Raw genomic sequence first — 19,734 nt, 5'->3', positions numbered from 1 at the left:
TATCAAATTTTAAAATGTATCGCCCCTGCGTGTATAAATTTTCTATAAATTTATACAAACGTGCTATATGAACTTTGAACTGACCGAAGAACACCTGATGATACAGAAAGCTGCCCGGGACTTTGCTCAGAACGAATGTTTGCCCGGAGTTATCGAAAGAGATGAGCAACAGCTGTTTCCTGTTGAGCAGGTATCCCAATTGGCAGACCTAGGTTTTATGGGAATGATGGTGCCCGAAAAATACGGCGGGGCCGGCCTCGATACTTTAAGTTATGTGCTGGCCATGGAAGAGATATCTAAAGTGGATGCCAGTGTGAGTGTGTGCATGAGTGTCAACAATAGCCTGGTTTGTTACGGATTGGAGGCCTTTGGAACAGAAGAGCAAAAGCAGCGATACCTTACACCTTTGGCGCAAGGTAAGAAAGATGGCAAATTGTATATCGGTGCTTTTATGCTAAGTGAGCCCGAAGCCGGAAGTGATGCTACTTCTCAACGAACTACTGCTATAGATATGGGAGACTATTACCTGCTGAACGGTACGAAAAACTGGATTACCAACGGCAGTAGCGCATCTGTATACCTAGTAATGGCCCAAACGGATGCTACCAAGGGGGCAAAGGGGATTAATGCATTAATTGTTGAAAAAGACTGGGAAGGTGTGACGGTAGCAAAAAAAGAAAACAAAATGGGTATTCGCGGTAGCGATACACATACGGTAATGTTCAACGATGTAAAAGTGCCTAAAGCAAATCGTATTGGTGATGATGGTTTCGGATTTACATTCGCTATGAAAACACTGGCTGGCGGTCGTATAGGCATTGCTGCACAGGCATTGGGTATTGCGGCAGGCGCATATGAGCTGGCGAAGGAATATGCTAAAACGCGCAAGGCTTTTGGTACAGAGATTATGAATCACCAGGCTATTGCTTTTAAGTTGGCCGATATGCATACGAAAATAGAAGCCGCCCGCTTGTTATGTTACAAAGCGGCCTGGGAAAAGGACCATCATAAGGATTATACGATTAGCTCTTCCATGGCTAAGCTGTATGCATCGGAAGTGGCCATGTGGACAGCTATAGAAGCGGTACAGGTGCACGGCGGATACGGATATGTAAAGGAATATCATGTGGAGCGGCTGATGCGTGATGCCAAGATTACGCAGATTTATGAAGGTACCAGTGAAGTACAGCGCATCGTCATCAGTCGCGGCATCCTAAAATAGCGTGGCTAAAACGAAGCATTAAGCATACACGGCTTTTACAAAGCGGTCTTTTCCCTGCATGTCTTTTTTTAATGTTGCCGAATAGCCATATTGTGTAAATACAGCAACGGTGTCGGTACCCAAGGCTTCATGTATTTCTACATAAATTTTTCCGTCGGGTTGTAAAAGTTGCCTGCCTGCACGAGCAATCGCATCGTAGAAAATTAAAGGATTTTCATCGGTGACAAATAGAGCCGTATGAGGTTCGTATTGTACCACATTGCGATGCATGCCGGCTTTATCTTTTTGAGGGATATAAGGAGGATTACTTACCATAATATCCACCTTGGGAAGCTTCGACCAGTTTTGTTCATTTAAGAAATCCAGATGCAGAAAGTTTATTTGGGTTTTGTATTGGGTAGCGTTTTTCTGAGCTACTTTTAAAGCCTGTTCACTGATATCGCAACTCCAGATATAGGCCAGAGGTATTTTTCTTTTTAATATAACAGGAATGCAGCCACTGCCCGTGCCAATGTCGAGAACATGAATGATGGCTTTCGTATTTTCTCTAATGATCCAATCTACTAACTCTTCTGTTTCGGGTCGAGGAATGAGTACATGATGGTTTACGAAGAAAGGAATATCATAAAACCAGGCCTCGTTGAGAATGTATTGTATAGGCTCGTAGTTTTGTAATCGCCGTATGATATCATGAATGCTTTTTATGAAACAGCCATCAGGCGTGAAAATTGTTTGCGGATGGGTGCGCAAATTAATTTCCGTAAGCGATTCAATAACCAGATACCAAATGTTTGCTGCCTCGCCGGGATCGTATAGGGGATTTAGCGCTGCTATAAATTCATCCTGAAGCTTGCGAAGAGACATAGTGCAAACTTAATCATTTACATTTGCAAAATGCAAAACGTTATGCATCAGCAATACATGCAACGCTGTTTTCAGTTAGCCCGATTAGGATGTGGCTATGTAGCTCCTAATCCTATGGTGGGGGCGGTATTAGTGCACGAAGGTGAGATTATCGGCGAAGGCTATCATCAGCAATATGGAGGTCCTCACGCTGAGGTCCATTGCATTGAAGATGCATTGAAACAACACAAAGATAAAATTATCTCTTCCACTTTGTATGTTTCATTGGAGCCCTGTGCACATTACGGCAAAACACCACCCTGCGCGGATTTGATTATAAAACATCAGATACCCCGCGTGGTAATTGGTTGTAGCGATATCTTTCAAGAGGTGAACGGTAAAGGTGTGCAGAAATTGCAGGCTGCAGGAGTGTCGGTAACAGTGGGAGTTCTAGAACAGCAAGCCATTGAACTGAACAAAGCTTTCCTTACATATCATACACATAAACGCCCGTATATTATTTTAAAATGGGCACAAACTGCAGACGGATTTATTGATTCGGTAGGGGAGGAGCGATTGTTGATTAGTAACGAATACACCAACAGGCTGGTACATCAGTGGCGTAGCGAGACTGTAGCCATCATGGTGGGTGCTCATACGGCGATTAAAGACAATCCGATATTGAATAATCGTCTGTGGATGGGTAAAAGCCCGAAGAAAATTTTGTGGGACCCGCATTTGCGTGTTCCTAAAGATCTGCGTTTGTTTGCCCAGCAGGATGAGACGCTTGTCTTTAATAGGCAAAAAGAGGCCGTAGAAGGAAATATTCACTATCTGCAGGTAAATGGCAATGAAATGATACGCGATGTATTGCAAAGGCTATATGATTGGCAGATACAAAGTGTATTGATAGAAGGAGGGCGACAATTGTTGCAATTATTTATTGATGCGGGCTTGTGGGATGAAGCAAGAGTAATTGTAAACAAAAATGCTATTATTAGAAGCGGTGTTGCGGCGCCTGTACTTTCATGTCAGCAGCCATTAAAGACAGTGTACTTGGCTAACGACGAAATCAGTTATTATAAAAACAGCAATAATCTTTTTGTTCATGGAGTTGCCTGATTATTACAATACGATTGAGAAAGTTGGTACGGCAGAGTTTAAGGATAGAGGAAGCCGGTTTATTGCGATAGCTTATCCAGTAAAGACTGTTGCAGATTGTAAACAAAGAATAGCTGATATAAAAAAAGAATATCCCAAGGCAAGGCACTATTGCTTTGCCTATCGCTTAGGCTTGGATAATAATCAGTTTAGGGTAAGTGATGACGGCGAGCCTTCGGGCACAGCCGGAAGGCCTATATTGGGGCAAATAGATAGCAAAAACGTTACGGATATTATCATTATTGTCGTGCGTTATTTTGGGGGTACTTTATTAGGGGTGCCGGGTTTAATTAATGCCTATAAGACCGCAGCTTCGTTGGTATTACAAGTGACGCCATTAGTGCGCAAGCCCGTCTTAATTCCCTATCAGATTCAGTTTGATTATACGCAGATGAACGAAGTAATGACGGTGGTAAAACATTTCGATTGCGAAGTCATTAAACAAGAGCTACAATTATTTTGTAATATTGAAATTGGTATACCTAAAAATCGGCTTAACGAAACATTGATGCGGTTGAATGATATCAGAAATATCACATTAGCTCCCGTAAAGACCTTGTAATGTACTTATTGAGCTGTGGCTGAAAAAATAGCATGAAAATTGTGCAAAAACTGCAGTTTAGTCATATTTAATTGATTGAATATGACATCATTACATAAAAAGTTGGTCTGGATTTTGATTTGATAGGTATGGGTGTCACCCAATTAAAAGAGGGTGTTCCGGTAAACAGTACCAGAGCATTTGCAAATCAAAAAGGACAACTTAATTATGAATTTAGGAAACTTTACTATAAAAGCTGCGGAGGTCTTTCAGCAAGCGCAACAAATCGCATTTAATGCGCGAAACCCCAATATTGAAACAGAACACCTGTTAAAGGCGCTGCTGGAGCAGAAAGATACTCCTGTAGAATATCTTCTTAAAAAGAACAACGTTACCATTAACCTGCTTGAGAACAAGCTGGAGGAGCTTATTAGCAGGCTTCCCAAAATATCCGGAGGCGATCCGGCTCAGCAAATCAGTAGGGAGGTGAATAACGTTGTCCTACGTGCAGGTGCCGAGCTGAAGCAGTTCAACGATGAGTTTGTTACTCCTGAGCTGCTGTTGCTGGCCATTGTGCAGGGAAATGACAATACAGCCAATATTTTAAAAGATGCCGGACTTACTGCCCAAGGCCTGATCATTGCCATTAAAGAACTGCGTAAGGGAATGGGTAGTGTGTCATCCCAAACCGAATCACAGGAATTTAATACCCTGAATAAGTACGCTAAGAACCTAAATGATCTGGCTCGTGAAGGAAAGTTGGATCCGGTAATTGGCCGAGATGAAGAAATTAGACGTACGCTTCATATTCTGTCGCGCCGTACTAAAAACAATCCCATGTTGGTAGGTGAGCCCGGTGTGGGTAAAACAGCCATTGTAGAAGGCATTGCTCATCGTATCATCAATGGAGATGTACCAGAGAATCTAAAGACTAAGACCATTTATGCATTGGATATGGGCTTGCTAATAGCCGGAGCCAAGTATAAAGGTGAATTTGAAGAGCGGTTGAAAGGCGTGGTAAAAGAGGTGCAGAACAGCGAAGGGGAGATTATCCTTTTCATTGATGAAATACACACCCTGGTGGGTGCCGGTGGAGGTGAGGGAGCGATGGATGCAGCCAATATTCTTAAGCCGGCTCTGGCACGTGGCGAGCTGAGAGCTATCGGTGCCACCACTTTGAATGAATATCAAAAGTATTTCGAAAAGGATAAGGCATTGGAACGTCGTTTCCAGAAGGTGATGATTGATGAACCTTCGGTGGAGGATGCAATTTCTATCCTCCGTGGCCTGAAGGATAAATACGAAACCCACCATCATGTGCGGATTAAGGACGACGCCATCATTGCTGCGGTAGAGTTATCTAACCGCTATATTACCGATCGTTTCTTACCTGACAAAGCCATCGACTTGATTGATGAAAGTGCGGCTAAGTTACGCTTGGAAATGAACTCCATGCCCGAAGAGCTGGATAAACTGGAGCGTCAAATTCGTCAATTAGAGATCGAACGTGAGGCGATCAAACGCGAAAACGATGAGGAAAAGCTGAAGCAGCTGAATACCGAAATAGCCAATCTTTCCGTGGAACGCGATACTTTGAAAGCGAAGTGGTCCGAAGAGAAAGAACTGGTGGAACAAATTCAGACTGCGAAAGCCAATATCGAGAATTTAAAAGTAGAAGCCGAGCAGGCCGAACGTAACGGCGATTATGGTAAGGTGGCAGAGATCCGCTATGGTAAGATTAAAGAAGAAGAAAATAAAATTACTCATCTTACCAAACAGTTGGATACCGATACCGAAAAGCGGTTGTTGAAAGAAGAAGTAGATGCTGAAGATATTGCCGAAAGCGTTGCAAAAGCTACCGGTATCCCTTTAAGCAAGATGTTACAGAGCGATAGGGAAAAGTTGTTGCGTCTGGAAGAGCACTTGCACCGTCGTGTGGTAGGGCAGGACGAGGCCATTACCGCTGTAGCGGATGCCATTCGTAGAAGTCGTGCCGGATTGAACGACCCTAAAAGGCCTATTGGTTCCTTCATTTTCTTGGGAACTACCGGTGTGGGTAAAACCGAGCTGGCGCGGGCATTGGCGGAGTACTTGTTTGACGACGAAAGTATGATGACCCGCATTGACATGAGCGAATACCAGGAAAAACATTCCATTAGCAGACTGGTAGGTGCTCCTCCCGGATATGTGGGTTATGACGAGGGAGGTCAGCTTACCGAGGCTGTAAGACGTAAGCCTTATAGTGTAGTGTTGCTGGATGAAATTGAAAAAGCACATCCGGATGTATGGAATATTCTTTTGCAGGTATTGGATGATGGCCGTCTTACCGACAATAAAGGCAGGGTGGTGAACTTCAAAAACACCATCATTATCATGACCAGCAATATCGGTAGTCATTTGATTCAGGAAGCTTTCGAGAATGTATCAGAAAGGGATATTGAAGAGGCTGCCGAAAAAGCTAAACAGGATGTAATGCAGTTGCTGCGGGAAACAGTGCGTCCTGAGTTCCTGAACCGTGTAGATGAAATTATTATGTTCCATCCTTTATTGAAGAAGGATATATTAGGAATTATCAGGATACAACTTGAGGCGTTAAAGCAGCTGGTATGGCAAAATAGTGGCATTGCGCTCGATTTTACAGATTATACCGTAGAATTCCTTGCTGAGCAGGGCTTTGATCCACAGTTTGGAGCGCGCCCATTGAAAAGGCTTATTCAGAAGGAAATTGTAAACCAGCTGAGCAAGCGCATACTGCAGGGTGATATTGACAAAGGACATCCGATATTAGTGGATGTTTTCGATAATACTGTAGTTTTTCGAAATGAAGAATCCAAAGAAGTAAAGAAAGCCTAGCAATAGGCTTTCTTTTTTTATGTAGCTTTATAGAGCTTAAGGTTTATTTTAAAAAGCAATATTTGAAGGTGAGAAAACTTACAGCGCCCTCTAAATGTTGAAGAACTTGATGTCCCCCTCAGTAAAGAGGCTCCCTAATATTAGGGAGTAGTTGGAAAGAAAATGTTGGCGAGTTCAAAAAAAAAATTATCTTCAACCGCTTTTTAGATTGTGGCATTTATGGGGTACATTGTAGTATGAAAAATACCATTTGCCATAATAAATTATAATACTTATGAGCGTAAAAAGAGACGACGATGGAATATTGGCTCCCCGCGAAATTTTTGTTGGGAAAAAAGATGCCCCTGTTGTTTTAATGGAGTTTGGAGAATATGAGAGTGAAGAATGTGCCAAGGCTAACGAGATTGTCAAGCAGATTTTACAGGATTATGAGGGTAAGGTGAAGTTTAATTTTCGTCATTTTCCCCAGACAAGAATTCATCAGCGTAGTTTGAAAGCCGCAGAGGCAGCTATTGCTGCAGCGCAGGAAGGTAAATTTTGGGAAATGCATAATGTATTATTCCAAAATCGTCGTAACTTAGGTACGACTAGCTTAAAATTGCACTCAAAAGATGCGGGTGTAAATAATAAAAACTTTCTCGAAGATTTAGTAAACGGTGTTTACGGCTGGCATGTTCAGGATGATCTGAAAGAAGGTATTGACAGAGGCGTAAAAGAAGTGCCGACGTTTTTTGTAAATGATCAAATGATAAAGGGTAAAGCTACTTATGCTTCCCTTGCAGCAGCAATTGAGGCCGCTTTGAAAGAAACAAAAAAATCAACTAAACCAAAAACTAAGTCGAAGGTTAAAACGAACTCTAAATCATTAACAAAAACAAAAAAATAAACAGTGTTTTTGATATAAGTGTAAAGAGTAGAACAGCAACGATTGAATATTTGCCGATATTACTAATAATTGAGGTTGTGTGGGCTGAAATCCTTTGTGGGTAAGGTTTTGATCGAACAGTGGGTGATTGCTGTTCCCTTTTAGTATAAGGAATTTTCATCAAAAAATAGCAAAGTTTATAGGCATTCTTTTTGTAAATTTTGCTATCGAATTTTGAAATTTTTCAAAACCTGTATTCAGGCAAAGTTGATTTTGTTCAAACTAAAAAAAATTATCGTGGATTATTTTTTTTATGTTGAATAAATGTGGATATTCGCTGTCCGCCGTATTTTTTTTTATCGTATAAGCTGGTGGGATAAAGCGCTGATAGTTTATAGATAAATTAAAATTTTTGACCCATAAATTTTATTGTTTCAATGGAGAAAAGTGCCGAAAAAGTTTGGTCCAATTGTTTAAAGATTATAAAGGATATAGTTGAATGGCAGCATTATAAAACTTGGTTCGAACCTATAAAGGCAATTTCTTTAAAGGATAACGTACTTGTAATACAAGTGCCCAGTCAGTTCTTCTATGAGTATTTGGAAGAGCATTATGTGAACTTACTGGCTAAAACACTCAAGCGTGAGCTTGGCAAAGATGCCCGACTAGAGTATCGTATAATGGTGGATAGCGGTAATAATGGCAATAAACCGCTTACCATGGATGTAGCAGGACACGGGTATAAAACTTATTCCAATAACGAAATGGATTTCCCGCTCGTGATTAATAATTCTGTAAAAAATCCTTTTGTTATACCCGGTATTAAGAAAATGCAGATCGATCCTCAATTGAATCCGAATTATACATTCGATTCTTATATTGAAGGCGATTGTAACCGGGTGGCACGTCGTGCGGGAAAAACCGTAGCCGATAAACCAGGTGCCAACTCCTTCAACCCATTAGTAATTTATGGCGGCGTCGGATTGGGTAAAACCCACTTGGTGCAGGCAATCGGTAACGAAGTAAAAAGACTGCATCCTAATAAAATCGTACTATACGTCAGCTCCGAAAAATTTATCAACCAGTTTATGGATCACAGTCGCAATGGAGCGATTAACGACTTTATTCATTTCTATCAACTGATAGATGTGCTGATTGTAGACGATGTACAATTTTTCAACAAAGCCGAAAAATCACAGGATGCCTTTTTCGCCATTTTTAACCATCTGCATCAATCCGGAAAACAATTGGTCCTCACTTCTGACAAATCGCCAAAAGACTTGGATGGAGTACAGGAACGTTTACTCAGCCGGTTCCGTTGGGGATTAAGTGCCGACTTGCAGATACCGGATTATGAAACCCGTATCGAAATTCTGGAAAGAAAGATGAAAGCCGATGGCCTAGAAATGCCGAAAGAGGTAGTGAAGTACATTGCTTATAATATCAACAGCAATGTGCGTGAACTGGAGGGGGCTTTGATCTCGCTCCTAGCGCAGTCTTCGCTTAACCGTAAAGAGATTGACCTAGAGTTGGCCAAGAAAGTATTACGCAACTTTATAAAAACTTCAAGCAAAGAAATTACAATCGATGCCATTCAGCGAATGGTGTGCGATTACTTTAATGTAGCTTACGACAAGCTTTTACAAAAAACCCGCAAGCGGGAAATCGTACAGGCGCGTCAAATTACTATGTATCTGGCCAAGATGTTTACCAAGAACAGTCTGAAAACGATTGGCGAGCATTTTGGCGGACGTGACCATACTACTGTGATACATTCTTGTCAGACTGTTAAGGATCTGATGGATACCGATGCTATTTTCAGAGAAAATGTATTGGAGCTTCACCAGAAGGTTCAGTTAGCAGCTATGTAATCCGATGAATTTTTTTGGGATTATCTAAAAAAACTTGTGGCAAGATTGTTTTAATCTTCAAACTTTTCCACTATATTTGCCACCCCTTTTGGTGAGGTGGATGAGTGGCTGAAATCAACGGTTTGCTAAACCGTCGTACGGCCTCAAAGCCGTACCGCGGGTTCGAATCCCGCCCTCACCGCAAAACTTGAAACGTTCGGGAGCTGTACAGTTCCCGAACGTTTTTTTATGGCATGTATTAAGCTGCGAGGATTTAGGTAAGTAATTTTTAGTTAATAGGATTTCTATTTATCATAATAAGTTTTTCTCCATAATCTGTATTGTATTTAGCAGAGTAAGTATCATAGGTATACAAAAAGAAGCCATGCTATTATCATGACTTCATTTTTATATTGGAGGAGTGATTGTGTACTGCTATTTATTCAGTAATTGCCTGTTCGTTGATAAAACTTTCGGCAATTTCGGTGAGGGCTACGTCTGTTGCTTTTTCGTTTTCCAATGTCTGATGCAATAGTTCTGCTACTTCGGTGTGGCCCATTTGTTGTGCAAATGCGTAAAGCGTACCATAAGTGGCTATTTCATAGTGCTCCACTTTTTGTGCAGCAAGGATCAGGCCGGCATCACGCGTAAAGGATTCGCTTTCGGTGTCGGCAATAATTTCTTCGGCTTCCTCCGTAAGTCCGGCCATGGCCTCACATTTTTTAGCCACTGGTTTTTCTTCCAGTAATTCAAAGATTTTTTCGAGGGTTTCTACATGTACTGCGGTTTCTTCCTGATGTTTTTCAAAAGCTGCAGCGAGCTCTTCGCTGGTGCTTGCTTTTTGCATCTTAGGAAGCGCCTTGGTTAGATGCTTTTCTGCCCAATAAATGTCTTTTAATTCATCGACGAAAAATTGATGAAATTCGCTGTTTTTCATATCAGCGTCTAGATTAGCTGTTTTCTTTCTTGATGGTGCCATGATTTTAAAATTTTGTTGGTGAAGGAATGATGTAATGATTTTGTGAGCGGCAGGGAGGGGGCTATCGTTTAGAGGTTTTCTTTTTTACAGGAGCCTTTTTAGGAACCTTTGCTCCAGCTTCCCGGGCTTCAGAGAGGCCGATGGCGATGGCCTGTTTACGGCTGGTAACTTTTTTGCCACTACTGGTTTTGAGTTTGCCCCGCTTCATTTCGTGTACAGCCTCCGCCACTTTTTCTCCGGCTTTTTTAGAATATTTTGCCATGATGTGTCTTTTCATGCTAGTAGTTCAAAATGCCTGCCAATTACTGTTAATATTATATATGATTTGGGGGCGGTTGCAATATGCAATGCAAATCATAGGTGTTAAAGAATATAATAGTATAACGACTCGATTCAGTGTGGAGGGGATAATAGTGGTTATGTGCTGGTGTTCAGTTGCTTAATTTTTCCCCCTGATACAAAAAAATAGCCTGCTTTTTAAAAGCAGGCTATCAATAGGATAATCTTTTACTCTTTAAGATCTTCTCATTACTCCATACACAAATGCGGTAGGTTGATCTACTCTATACAGACCTCCCAAGTTTAGCCCCGGAACGGTACTCGATACCCAGTCGGGGCGGAAAGACTTGCCTTGGAAGAAAGATGTTCCGAAGTCTCCGATTTGGGCGGCGCGTGTATTCCAGTTTCCGTTTATAGATAGGTTGCCTGTAAGCTTAATAATACCGTCTTCAAAGGTGTAGCTGCTTAAGGCTTCTGCAAGGTATACTGTTGTCGGCGCCGAATTAGCATAGTAGTTGATACGTATCGCAAACGTATTGCTATTGTTGAGTTTTATTTCAAAATCTCTGATAGTTCTTCCTGATGCTGCAAATCTATTTACCAGATCATTATACACCGTATTAAAGTCAGAGGTAACTCCCGGGGGCAATGATGTTCCGTTAGGCACGAAAATGGAGTTATAGGCTTTATTGTAAGCATATACACTTAAGAAGTCAATAAGTGGAACAGGATTTTGTTTTACTAGATATTCCGTTCCTCCTGCGTCATATATGGCCATGGTATTGGCGTCTTTTAACGCTGCATGTGTGAATCGCTTATCCAGAACTGCGGCACCGGCATCTGTCATAACCATTTTATCTACAGTATATCCAAATTTTTGTGTTACTGCTACAGCAGAGCCATCTTCTGTTCTGGTAAAAGTAATACGCTTGCCGGTAGCTAGGCTGCTATCGGTAACTGCGCCTACTGCAATTTTATCACTACCTAGTTCTATATAGTTGTTGAATTTAGTAGAAAAAAAGTTTCTGAAGCCGTTAATATTAACTAAGTACTTTCCTTCATAGTAGGCGGCTTTTTGAGCAGCGGTAGCTTTTACCAGTTTAAATTGTTGACGATAGCGTTTTCCCACGAATATGATGCTGTCTGCAGTAGCATGATCGTAAATAAAATCTATATCGCTTCTGAATCCATCCCTTATAGCGCCTCCATACATGTTGGGGTTAGGAGCGTTCAATAAGGAAATGTAGTTGTATGTGTCAAAGGTTAATGCAACCCCGGCATCCTGTCTGATACGGTAGCGAGAGGATTTTACTTCTACAGCCGATGTGTTCGTTAAATCAGCCATCATCTTTACATTTTCCTGATCATCGAATTCCATAAAGAATCCGAAGCCACCTCCGGTACCGGTAGAGAGGATGCCTATCCAGCCATATTCAGCGCCGGTAAGAATAGATTTTACGGAGTCTATCTGCTTGGCGACGCGTGCTTGCGGTAGCTCATCAAATACAGGTACATATGATTTCTTTTCGCAGCTTGCCAATAATATAATGGCGGTGAATACTGCAATAATATGTTTGATTGTTTTCATTTTCTTATAAGGTTTGTCCTAAGGTTCCATAAAAATAATTTCCCGGTTCTCCGGATTTTGTAAATCCGGCGATTTTAGCGTACACCGATGCGGGTGCGCTTAGAGGTATCCAGTCGGCAATAAATGTTCCTGATGTTAGGTAGGCCTGGATGGTTGTTTCGAAACCGCTTACAAATATTTGTGCATTGGAATAACTTCCGGTTGTTCCACTTTGTGCCACTTTTGTAAAAGTAGTTATGCCGGTGTTGGCATTTGTTGCAAATGCGAAATCATAATCAGCGGCAAAAGCAGATGTACCTGAAAGGTAGTTGAGACGTACTGTGAGTGAATTGGGTGTGTTAAATCTTAATTGCATATTTAATAGTGTGCGACCCAATCCGGCCATATATGTTTTCATATTATTATATACCGTATTAAATACGTCTGAGCTCCCATAATCTTGGTACATCTGATCATCAGGTGCTATTGTAACAGTTCTATATAGGCCCTGATTAATCCAATAGGGAAATGTTACTTCCGGATCCTTAATAGTGTCTTTCAGATATAGTTGTACTTTCTTTTGAAGTTCTCTAAAATCAATCTGAAGACCTGAGTTAAAGTATTGCAGTACGCTTTGCTCTTTTGCACGTAATGCGGCAGCACCTGCAGCGGATGTTCTGGTTCTGATAAGATTTTCGAACCAGGAGGGGCCCCATACCACAGGATATTTTACCATGTCGGCAAAGTCTTCCATAGGATTTTGTGCCGAATACGCTCTCATAAATCCTAAATTTTGAGCTTGAGCGTCTGTCATGTTTTGCCAGTCCCCGGTATATTCGCTCTTGCTAATTTCTCTAAATTCAGCAGGAATGATTACACGTTGATTAAGGATATGGGTAAACTCGTGGTGAATAGTTCCTAGTTTGTCACGCACCAAAGAAGTATTGGATTTAGAGAAATTATTTAAATCAAAAATGTTTACTCTTACGCCACCCACGGCACTACCCCAGTAAACCGTAGTAGAGCTGTAGGACGACGATCCGTATAGTACCCACTGTTTGGGCATGTTTACCTTCATGAAGGGCATGCCTGCAACAGCGACATAGGGGTTGGCAAAGCCTCCTATTACAGTTTCCATAAAAGGTTGTACCCGATCGACATCGATAGGTGTGATATTGCGATCGTACTCGTGGTGGTATCTGCTATAGCGATATATAACCTCCGAGTTGTAAACGTCTAACAGGTTAGCCTTTAGCCACTGATCTAGTTCAGTATTGGCATTATAAGGAACGTCCGGATTTAGATCGTTCATATTAATCGGGGTAAATTTATCATCCTTTCTACAGGAATTTAGTAGAATGATGAGCAATCCCGAGTAAACAATAGGTTTAAAAAAAGAATTTTGAAATCATGGATCTTTTTATTTAAATGAGATTAATTTCATTATTATCTGGGGTTCAGTTCTATGCCAGCGAGTTTCGCTTCTTCTGGTATTTGAAATAAGCGTCTTGGATCGCCGGGTTCTAATTTTATAATAGTTTCGTCTTCACCTATGTAAAGATTTTTCACTACAGTGATATCATGACGTACAATATCCAGCCAGCGTAATCCTTCCTGCATAAATTCGGCTTTTTTAGCAGCAAGTATGGCATCTATCATAGCTTCCTTAATATCACTTTTTTCAAAATAGTTCATAACACGTTCTGCAGTGAGCAGGTCAGTCGAAGGAGAGTATCCATTAACTCTAGTACTATAGAATGTGTTAAGATCTTTTAATGCTAATTCGATAAGACCTAATTGGGTATAGGCTTCAGCCCGATTCATAAGAGTTTCATCGGTACTTAGCAGTATCTGTTGGATATACGGGTAACCAGTATCGGGGGTAGTGTAAAAGAAGTATTCTAGCCATTTGGTGGTAGAAGCACTTACCCCGTCGGTGTAAGTGGTTAAATAGTTAGATAGAGCTTTACCTATAATGTTATTGGAGGCAGCATATGTTTGACGCCCCTTCAAGCCCATACCATAATGATAGGTGTTGGCCATACGCTGATAAGTAGAGTTGGCTGAAGTAAGCAGTAGGGTAGACGGGTTTTCCGGTTTGGAAAACTCGATACGGTATTGATCGCGTCCCATTTGTGCAAATGTGGTATTCCAAGGACGTAATCTCGATGTGAAGTCTCCACCTGTTACTACAGCATTGGCGTGTTCAATTACCTTTTGCCATTCGCCTTTAAATAAATAGAAACGTGCTGCAAAGGCATGAGCTGCGGCTCTTGTAAAATGATATTTAGGTACCTGATATTTAGAGTCGTCAATTAAATTAATGCCTTCTACGAGATCTTTTTCGATTTTCTCGTACACTGATTGTACGGTTCCTCTATCGTATTTTACTAATAATACCTTTTCAGGTTCTGTAACATAGGGTATGCCTGGCGCGTCATTAGGGGTTTCTTTTTTGTAAGGGGTAGCAAAAAAGATAGCTAGCATATGATGTGCATAGGCTCGTGCTACCAATGCTTCACCTTTGTAAGGGAGTGCCTCAGGCCCCATATTGCGAGTTTCTATGGCCTCCAAAGCCTGATTAGCAGCAGCTATGGCGGCATAACAACTGTTCCAGTAAGCAGTAGCTGAGTTGCGCTCACTACCGGGCCAGTCTTGCCAGTTGTAATACGCAGTTAATAGCGCATCATTAGCTCCTATACCGGGCCCTTTGTCCTCTACGTTATCAGATGCTGTTTCTGCAAAGGTGATATATTCATTTCTAGGGTAAGCGGTAGAAAGTAGTTGCCCTAGTTTTTCCGGACTGTCAATATAGGTGCGCATATCCGGATCTACATCTAAAAATCCTTTTTTACACGATACTATAGTTAGTACGCTTGTCAGGAGAATGATAGATGCTTTATTATTGAATTTAAGTTTCATATTTCGAGTTATTTTATAAGCCTAATTTTAGAGATAAGGTTACTTGTCTTGAAACGGGGAGCGCTACACCGCCCGAGTTAATGAACTCCGGATCTTGTCCGTTTAAGTTTTTATCTGCATATAGTACTGCTATATTGTTGGCTACCAATGCCAGCGATGCATTGTCTACTCTTAGTTTCTGACATAGGTTTTTTGAAAGATTATAACCTATACTAATATTGGATAGCTTAATATAATCTCCTTTAGCTACACGTACATCTGAGTAGTTATAGGCATTGTATGGATAGCGTGCATCAACAGCTGTACCGGTATTGGTAACTACTTGTCTCAGCGATAACATATCTAGGATAGCAGGAACTGTTGTGTATTGCTCATCACCCGGAAGTACCCATCTGTTCAATACGTCTTTAGTAAGTGCAGTCATATCACCATAAACAGCTGATACCGTAGGGTTCTTTCTTACCACATTTCCAAAGGCAAATTTGAAGAGGCCGGATACTACAAAGCTGCCATATCTAAATTGGTTGTACCATCCACCAGCAGTGGTAGGATCTATCGGACCATTATATACTAGATTGTCCAATACAGTACCTTGAAATGAAATTTGAGTAGTTCTGATGTTGGCATCGGCTGGGCTGATGAAAGTAGGGTATCCGTAGTTATGATCTAGGCCGGCAAACTTAATGGAGAATAACCCTCTTTGCGGATATCCTTTAACTGCAGCTCCGTTAGCATTGATGGCTGTCCACACCTGAGGTTGATTATCCAGTCTTGTAATTTTACTTTTATTGAAAGCTATATTGACGCGTGATGTCCAGTTAAATTTATTGCCCTGAATTACTCTGCCATTCAATGTAAATTCAATACCGTTGGCTTTCATAGTTCCGTAATTTCCTCTTTTAACGAACTGGCCACCGATACCTGATGTATTCAAAGGACCTATCAAATCTTTTATTTTACGATCGTAGTAGTCTACGACAAATAATATTCTGTTGCCTTTTAAAAACCCTAGCTCAAGTCCTATGTTAAGGTCTTTAGATTTTTCCCATGTGAGTTCTGAGTTTTCCAAGCTGGATATGAAGATTTGAGTTTCCTGATCTTTTACATAAGGTCTTCGAGATATCTGGTTATAAAAGGTAGCGGCAGAGTTAGTAGCACCGTTTACGTTGGCGACCAATCCATACGATCCTCTTAAAACAGCTGAGTTGAGAATCTCGTTTTTAGTCCAGAAGTCTTCACGATGGATGTTCCAGTTACCTGAGATGCTCCAAGTTGGGAGCCATCTTGCTGTTTTGCTTCTCCCCATTTTATTGGATCCATCGTATCGGATAGTAGGTATTAAAGTGTATTTATCTTTATAAGAATATTGCAATTGCATGAAATAAGCTAAATATCTGTCAACCCCTGTGTTCATGCCGAAATAGGGATCTACCGACTCTTGAGCTTGTTTGAAATACATATAGTAAGGACTAACCAATCCTCCATTCTCATATTGGTATCCTACTCCATCAAAATATTCATATTGACGTCTGGCATCGCGACCTTCCATTGCGGCATAAGCGGTTAAGTGATGATCGCTTCCAAAGTCCTGACTATAGTTCAGTTCCTGACGGAAGTAGTAGGTAGTTAAACTATTGGTTGTAATGTTGTAAAAACCACCGCTTGGTAATACCACCATTGGATAATCGTATGGCGCATCAGGATCACTATACAGGAAAGGGTTATTGTCCACAACAGTGGGGTCTTGTGCTGCCTTGTAAGCTTTAACAAGATTGGAGCTTTCCAGTATATGTACTTGGCCATGAGATTTAGTATACCTATATGATCCGGTAGCCGAATAGGTTAATTCCGGTATGATTTTATAGTCTATTCTTCCCTGAACTTTATAATCAACAACGTTCAGTTTTAGGTAGTTGCTATTGAGCTCATTAATGATATTAAATGGAGCATAATTCAAGCGGAAATATTCCAAATTACCGTTTTCGTCATAAGGTGTTAAAATCCGACTGGTTTTTAGTGCGTAATTGTAAGGATTGATATCAAAATTGCGGAAGTTGGATCCATATACTACATCAGCTTCCGTGTCTTTTGTTCCGGGTGCACGTTGATTACGTACGGACCCACTCGTTAATAATTCAGCGGATATTTTTTTACCCATTTTGAAGTTTAACCTGTAGTTACCGGTAATACGTTCTACACTATTACCAATGGTAACTCCTTCGTCTTTTAAATACGAAACCGAGGCATAATTTTGTGTACGATCTGTACCTGATGTTATACTTAAAGAATGTTCTTGTATTAGAGAGTTTTTAAAAAGAACATCAAACCAGTCTGTATTTGAATTCGCATATCTTTCCAGAAATGCATTACGTTCTTCGGGAGTATTTTTTAGTGCATAGGTATTAGTAACAGGATCGTAATTATACAGCTGGCTGTACATTTTCGCTATGGGACCACCCGAGCTTCCGTTGATCATGCCCGGCATTTCAAAATATCCTTTATTCATCATTTCCACCAAAACTGCCATGTGGTCAGCAGAATTGAGGACATCAAACTGTGAATAATTGGGCTTGATATATCTTGAAAAATTACCCGAATAGGAAACCTTGGCTTGACCTGCAGTGGGGCGACCTTTTTTGGTAGAAACTACTATTACACCATTCATTGCCCTTGCACCGTACAAAGCAGTAGCAGCGGCATCTCTAAGAATGGTGATATCAGCGATATCATCGGGGTTGAGGCCCGCAACTGAAGAGCCTAGAAGTGTATTCATATCTCCTGTTGATAGGGCTTCATTTGAGATATTCACTACATCTTCCAATATTACTCCATCTATTACCCATAGGGGTTTGTTGTCTCCAGATAGAGAAGTGGCTCCTCTTATTCTCAATTTGGGTGCAGCTCCAAATGTTCCGGATACATTCTGTAAGGAAACTCCTGCAAATTGTCCCTCCAACATTTTGGATATGTCCGGAACTCCGGCTCTTTCTAGTGCTTCGGCGCTTAAGGAGGTAGCAGCTCCTGTGAAGTTTTTCTTTTTAATGCTGTTGTAACCTGTGGAAACTAGCACTTCTTCCAATCTGCCTTTATCCTCTCCGGTTAATACAAACTGCAAGCTTGCCTGGCCGGAATAGGTGATTGTCTGCGAGTTTAAACCCACATAAGAGGCTTCCAGCTTATCACCTTCTTTAACACTAATAGAAAAGTTACCTTTTGAATAGAAAAGTTACCTTTTGAATCGCTATTAACACCACTACTAGTTCTAAGATTAATAATGGTAGCTCCGATCAAAGGGTTTCTTTCTTCATCAACTACTACACCCTGAATTTTTTTCTCTTCATTTTGTGCGAAGGGTGTCTTGGGGTTAACCAAAATAAAAAATAGAAATAAAAAGAAAGTCAATGCTTTATAAGCAAACTTTCCCGAGGTAACATTCATCATGAGCAGATATATTTAATAATTGAAATATGTTTTCTTTCATGCTTTGACAATAAGTTTCCTGTCAATATACCTATGATAATAGTATATTGCATTTAATTATAATGTGTCTTCATGAAACCCAATGACGGACCTATTTGTGTCGTTTTAGTTGATTAGGACTTTATTGAGTTAGTTTTAAAGTTTTCAAACTCCCACCACATCTAATGATCGCATCACATTAGATATTTATTGCGCTAAGATAATGCACTTTAATATACAAACAAGTTTTAAATAGAGAATTTTTATAAATCGAATTTATAGTAAAGAAATTTTGTATACAATGGGGACTAAAATAGAATTGGATGAATCATATTATGAGTAAAAAAGTAGGTAAAAACGTTGCGAAGATTTCTTTTAATGTAAAATTGGATACAGAAAATGCTTATATAATGGCTTGCAGACAGATCTTACCGGTAGGGTTACTAGGATTGATGTTGACTGGAATGTATTTTTCAACTTCTGCATCTGCAAATACAACTCTAAATGTGGTATCTGCAGTGTTTACAAATGATATTTATAAAGGCGCTATTAATCCCAATGCTAGTGAGAAAAAGTTAATGTCGGTGGCGCGAACCTCCTCCTGGTGTTTTGGAATTTTTATGATACTCATAGCACTTGCAGTGCCTTATCTTGGAGGAGTAGTAGAATTTACGATAAGCTTAGGTGCTATTACGGGCGGACCTCTACTACTGCCCCCCATCTGGGCTTTATTTTCCAAACGTCTGACTGGTAAAGCCACTATCAATATTACTTTAGTGTCATTGGCAGTAAATATATTTTTTAAGTTGATATTGCCTGCCATTAATGGATATAAGTTATCCAGAGGCAGTGAAATGCTGCTAGGGGTATTGTTACCACTGATATTACTATTGATTTATGATTTCATTTTTGCCAGAAAACAGTCGACTAGTGAGGATTATCAGTTATATCTCAACTATAAGTCGGAAAAGAAAGTAGTAGCTATGCAAATGGATGCAAAGGAAATGGCAATAATACGTACTCAAAACAAGTTTGGATTGCGCATGATTGCATTTTCTCTTTTATTTACGGGGCTGCTGCTTTTAGTATTGTCTTTAATTACACCTCATTCCAAAGGTTTAGTGCTAGTTATTGCAATTTTAATTATGATAGGGGCTATCATACCTTGACGTGTATCTAAAAAATAAATGTAT

The 19,734-nt window shown here is 40.5% G+C and carries 15 protein-coding genes and 1 tRNA gene; 8 read left to right on the top strand and 8 right to left on the bottom strand.

The window, feature by feature from the left end; translation table 11 throughout:
• Positions 1-67: 67 nt before the first annotated feature.
• Entirely contained in the window at positions 68-1,222 is a 1,155-nt protein-coding gene (locus tag PIECOFPK_RS10805; protein WP_330975201.1) for an acyl-CoA dehydrogenase family protein, read from the top strand.
• Between the two features lie 18 nt (positions 1,223-1,240).
• On the opposite strand, the gene prmC is transcribed toward PIECOFPK_RS10805, so the two are convergent.
• A complete protein-coding gene (gene prmC, locus PIECOFPK_RS10800) occupies positions 1,241-2,086 on the bottom strand; it encodes a peptide chain release factor N(5)-glutamine methyltransferase (protein ID WP_409965864.1) in 846 nt (281 codons plus the stop codon).
• 30 nt (positions 2,087-2,116) lie between these two features.
• On the opposite strand from prmC, the gene ribD reads away from it, so the two are divergent.
• The 6 genes from ribD to PIECOFPK_RS10770 all read left to right on the top strand — a co-directional run bounded on the left by ribD (position 2,117) and on the right by PIECOFPK_RS10770 (position 9,537).
• Entirely contained in the window at positions 2,117-3,187 is a 1,071-nt protein-coding gene (gene ribD / locus PIECOFPK_RS10795; protein ID WP_409965863.1) for a bifunctional diaminohydroxyphosphoribosylaminopyrimidine deaminase/5-amino-6-(5-phosphoribosylamino)uracil reductase RibD, read from the top strand.
• Positions 3,174-3,788: an IMPACT family protein gene (locus tag PIECOFPK_RS10790; protein ID WP_409965862.1), complete on the top strand. Its 615-nt coding sequence runs from the start codon at positions 3,174-3,176 to the stop codon at positions 3,786-3,788. The genes ribD and PIECOFPK_RS10790 overlap by 14 nt, the downstream gene beginning before the upstream one ends.
• Before the next feature lie 207 nt (positions 3,789-3,995).
• Complete coding sequence (gene clpB, locus PIECOFPK_RS10785; protein WP_409965861.1) at positions 3,996-6,620, top strand: ATP-dependent chaperone ClpB; 2,625 nt, start codon at positions 3,996-3,998, stop codon at positions 6,618-6,620.
• A gap of 274 nt (positions 6,621-6,894) precedes the next feature.
• Positions 6,895-7,506, top strand: a complete 612-nt coding sequence (locus PIECOFPK_RS10780; protein ID WP_330975206.1) for a DsbA family protein — start codon at positions 6,895-6,897, stop codon at positions 7,504-7,506.
• A 416-nt stretch (positions 7,507-7,922) separates the two neighbouring features.
• Positions 7,923-9,356 carry a chromosomal replication initiator protein DnaA gene (dnaA, locus tag PIECOFPK_RS10775; protein ID WP_330975207.1) on the top strand — a complete coding sequence of 478 codons (1,434 nt, stop codon included), beginning with the start codon at positions 7,923-7,925 and terminating at the stop codon, positions 9,354-9,356.
• 90 nt (positions 9,357-9,446) lie between these two features.
• Positions 9,447-9,537: transfer RNA gene (locus PIECOFPK_RS10770), tRNA-Ser, on the top strand.
• A 237-nt stretch (positions 9,538-9,774) separates the two neighbouring features.
• Here PIECOFPK_RS10770 and PIECOFPK_RS10765 read toward each other — a convergent pair.
• From PIECOFPK_RS10765 to PIECOFPK_RS10735, 7 genes are all read right to left on the bottom strand, one after another.
• Positions 9,775-10,314: a ferritin-like domain-containing protein gene (locus tag PIECOFPK_RS10765; RefSeq protein ID WP_330975208.1), complete on the bottom strand. Its 540-nt coding sequence runs from the start codon at positions 10,312-10,314 to the stop codon at positions 9,775-9,777.
• A 61-nt stretch (positions 10,315-10,375) separates the two neighbouring features.
• Entirely contained in the window at positions 10,376-10,576 is a 201-nt protein-coding gene (locus PIECOFPK_RS10760) for a DUF6496 domain-containing protein (RefSeq protein ID WP_409965860.1), read from the bottom strand.
• A gap of 252 nt (positions 10,577-10,828) precedes the next feature.
• Positions 10,829-12,181, bottom strand: coding sequence for a DUF4302 domain-containing protein (locus PIECOFPK_RS10755; RefSeq protein WP_330975210.1), 1,353 nt, complete (start codon positions 12,179-12,181; stop codon positions 10,829-10,831).
• Positions 12,182-12,185: 4 nt separating this feature from the next.
• A complete protein-coding gene (locus PIECOFPK_RS10750; protein WP_409965859.1) occupies positions 12,186-13,472 on the bottom strand; it encodes a substrate import-associated zinc metallohydrolase lipoprotein in 1,287 nt (428 codons plus the stop codon).
• A gap of 134 nt (positions 13,473-13,606) precedes the next feature.
• A complete protein-coding gene (locus tag PIECOFPK_RS10745) occupies positions 13,607-15,082 on the bottom strand; it encodes a RagB/SusD family nutrient uptake outer membrane protein (protein ID WP_409965858.1) in 1,476 nt (491 codons plus the stop codon).
• Between the two features lie 13 nt (positions 15,083-15,095).
• Positions 15,096-18,242, bottom strand: coding sequence for a SusC/RagA family TonB-linked outer membrane protein (locus tag PIECOFPK_RS10740; RefSeq protein ID WP_409965857.1), 3,147 nt, complete (start codon positions 18,240-18,242; stop codon positions 15,096-15,098).
• Positions 18,233-18,523 (bottom strand): carboxypeptidase-like regulatory domain-containing protein, encoded by a 291-nt coding sequence (locus PIECOFPK_RS10735; RefSeq protein WP_330975215.1) that lies wholly within the window; start codon positions 18,521-18,523, stop codon positions 18,233-18,235. The genes PIECOFPK_RS10740 and PIECOFPK_RS10735 overlap by 10 nt, the downstream gene beginning before the upstream one ends.
• Before the next feature lie 341 nt (positions 18,524-18,864).
• Here PIECOFPK_RS10735 and PIECOFPK_RS10730 point away from each other — a divergent pair, with 341 nt between their 5' ends.
• Complete coding sequence (locus PIECOFPK_RS10730) at positions 18,865-19,710, top strand: sodium:solute symporter family transporter (protein ID WP_409965856.1); 846 nt, start codon at positions 18,865-18,867, stop codon at positions 19,708-19,710.
• Positions 19,711-19,734 lie beyond the last annotated feature (24 nt).

The organism is Chitinophagaceae bacterium C216 (assembly GCA_028485475.2).
Lineage (GTDB): Bacteria > Bacteroidota > Bacteroidia > Chitinophagales > Chitinophagaceae > Niabella > Niabella composti.
The sequence above is the reverse complement of the archived record's forward strand: the minus strand, read 5'-3'. Positions and strand labels throughout refer to the sequence as shown.

Coding starts and splice junctions, on each gene's coding strand:
- PIECOFPK_RS10805 (WP_330975201.1), top strand. CDS start 68: ATGAACTTTGAACTGACCGAAGAACACCTGATGATACAGAAAGCTGCC.
- prmC (WP_409965864.1), bottom strand. CDS start 2,086: ATGTCTCTTCGCAAGCTTCAGGATGAATTTATAGCAGCGCTAAATCCC.
- ribD (WP_409965863.1), top strand. CDS start 2,117: ATGCAAAACGTTATGCATCAGCAATACATGCAACGCTGTTTTCAGTTA.
- PIECOFPK_RS10790 (WP_409965862.1), top strand. CDS start 3,174: ATGGAGTTGCCTGATTATTACAATACGATTGAGAAAGTTGGTACGGCA.
- clpB (WP_409965861.1), top strand. CDS start 3,996: ATGAATTTAGGAAACTTTACTATAAAAGCTGCGGAGGTCTTTCAGCAA.
- PIECOFPK_RS10780 (WP_330975206.1), top strand. CDS start 6,895: ATGAGCGTAAAAAGAGACGACGATGGAATATTGGCTCCCCGCGAAATT.
- dnaA (WP_330975207.1), top strand. CDS start 7,923: ATGGAGAAAAGTGCCGAAAAAGTTTGGTCCAATTGTTTAAAGATTATA.
- PIECOFPK_RS10765 (WP_330975208.1), bottom strand. CDS start 10,314: ATGGCACCATCAAGAAAGAAAACAGCTAATCTAGACGCTGATATGAAA.
- PIECOFPK_RS10760 (WP_409965860.1), bottom strand. CDS start 10,576: ATGGCAAAATATTCTAAAAAAGCCGGAGAAAAAGTGGCGGAGGCTGTA.
- PIECOFPK_RS10755 (WP_330975210.1), bottom strand. CDS start 12,181: ATGAAAACAATCAAACATATTATTGCAGTATTCACCGCCATTATATTA.
- PIECOFPK_RS10750 (WP_409965859.1), bottom strand. CDS start 13,472: ATGAACGATCTAAATCCGGACGTTCCTTATAATGCCAATACTGAACTA.
- PIECOFPK_RS10745 (WP_409965858.1), bottom strand. CDS start 15,082: ATGAAACTTAAATTCAATAATAAAGCATCTATCATTCTCCTGACAAGC.
- PIECOFPK_RS10735 (WP_330975215.1), bottom strand. CDS start 18,523: ATGATGAATGTTACCTCGGGAAAGTTTGCTTATAAAGCATTGACTTTC.
- PIECOFPK_RS10730 (WP_409965856.1), top strand. CDS start 18,865: ATGAATCATATTATGAGTAAAAAAGTAGGTAAAAACGTTGCGAAGATT.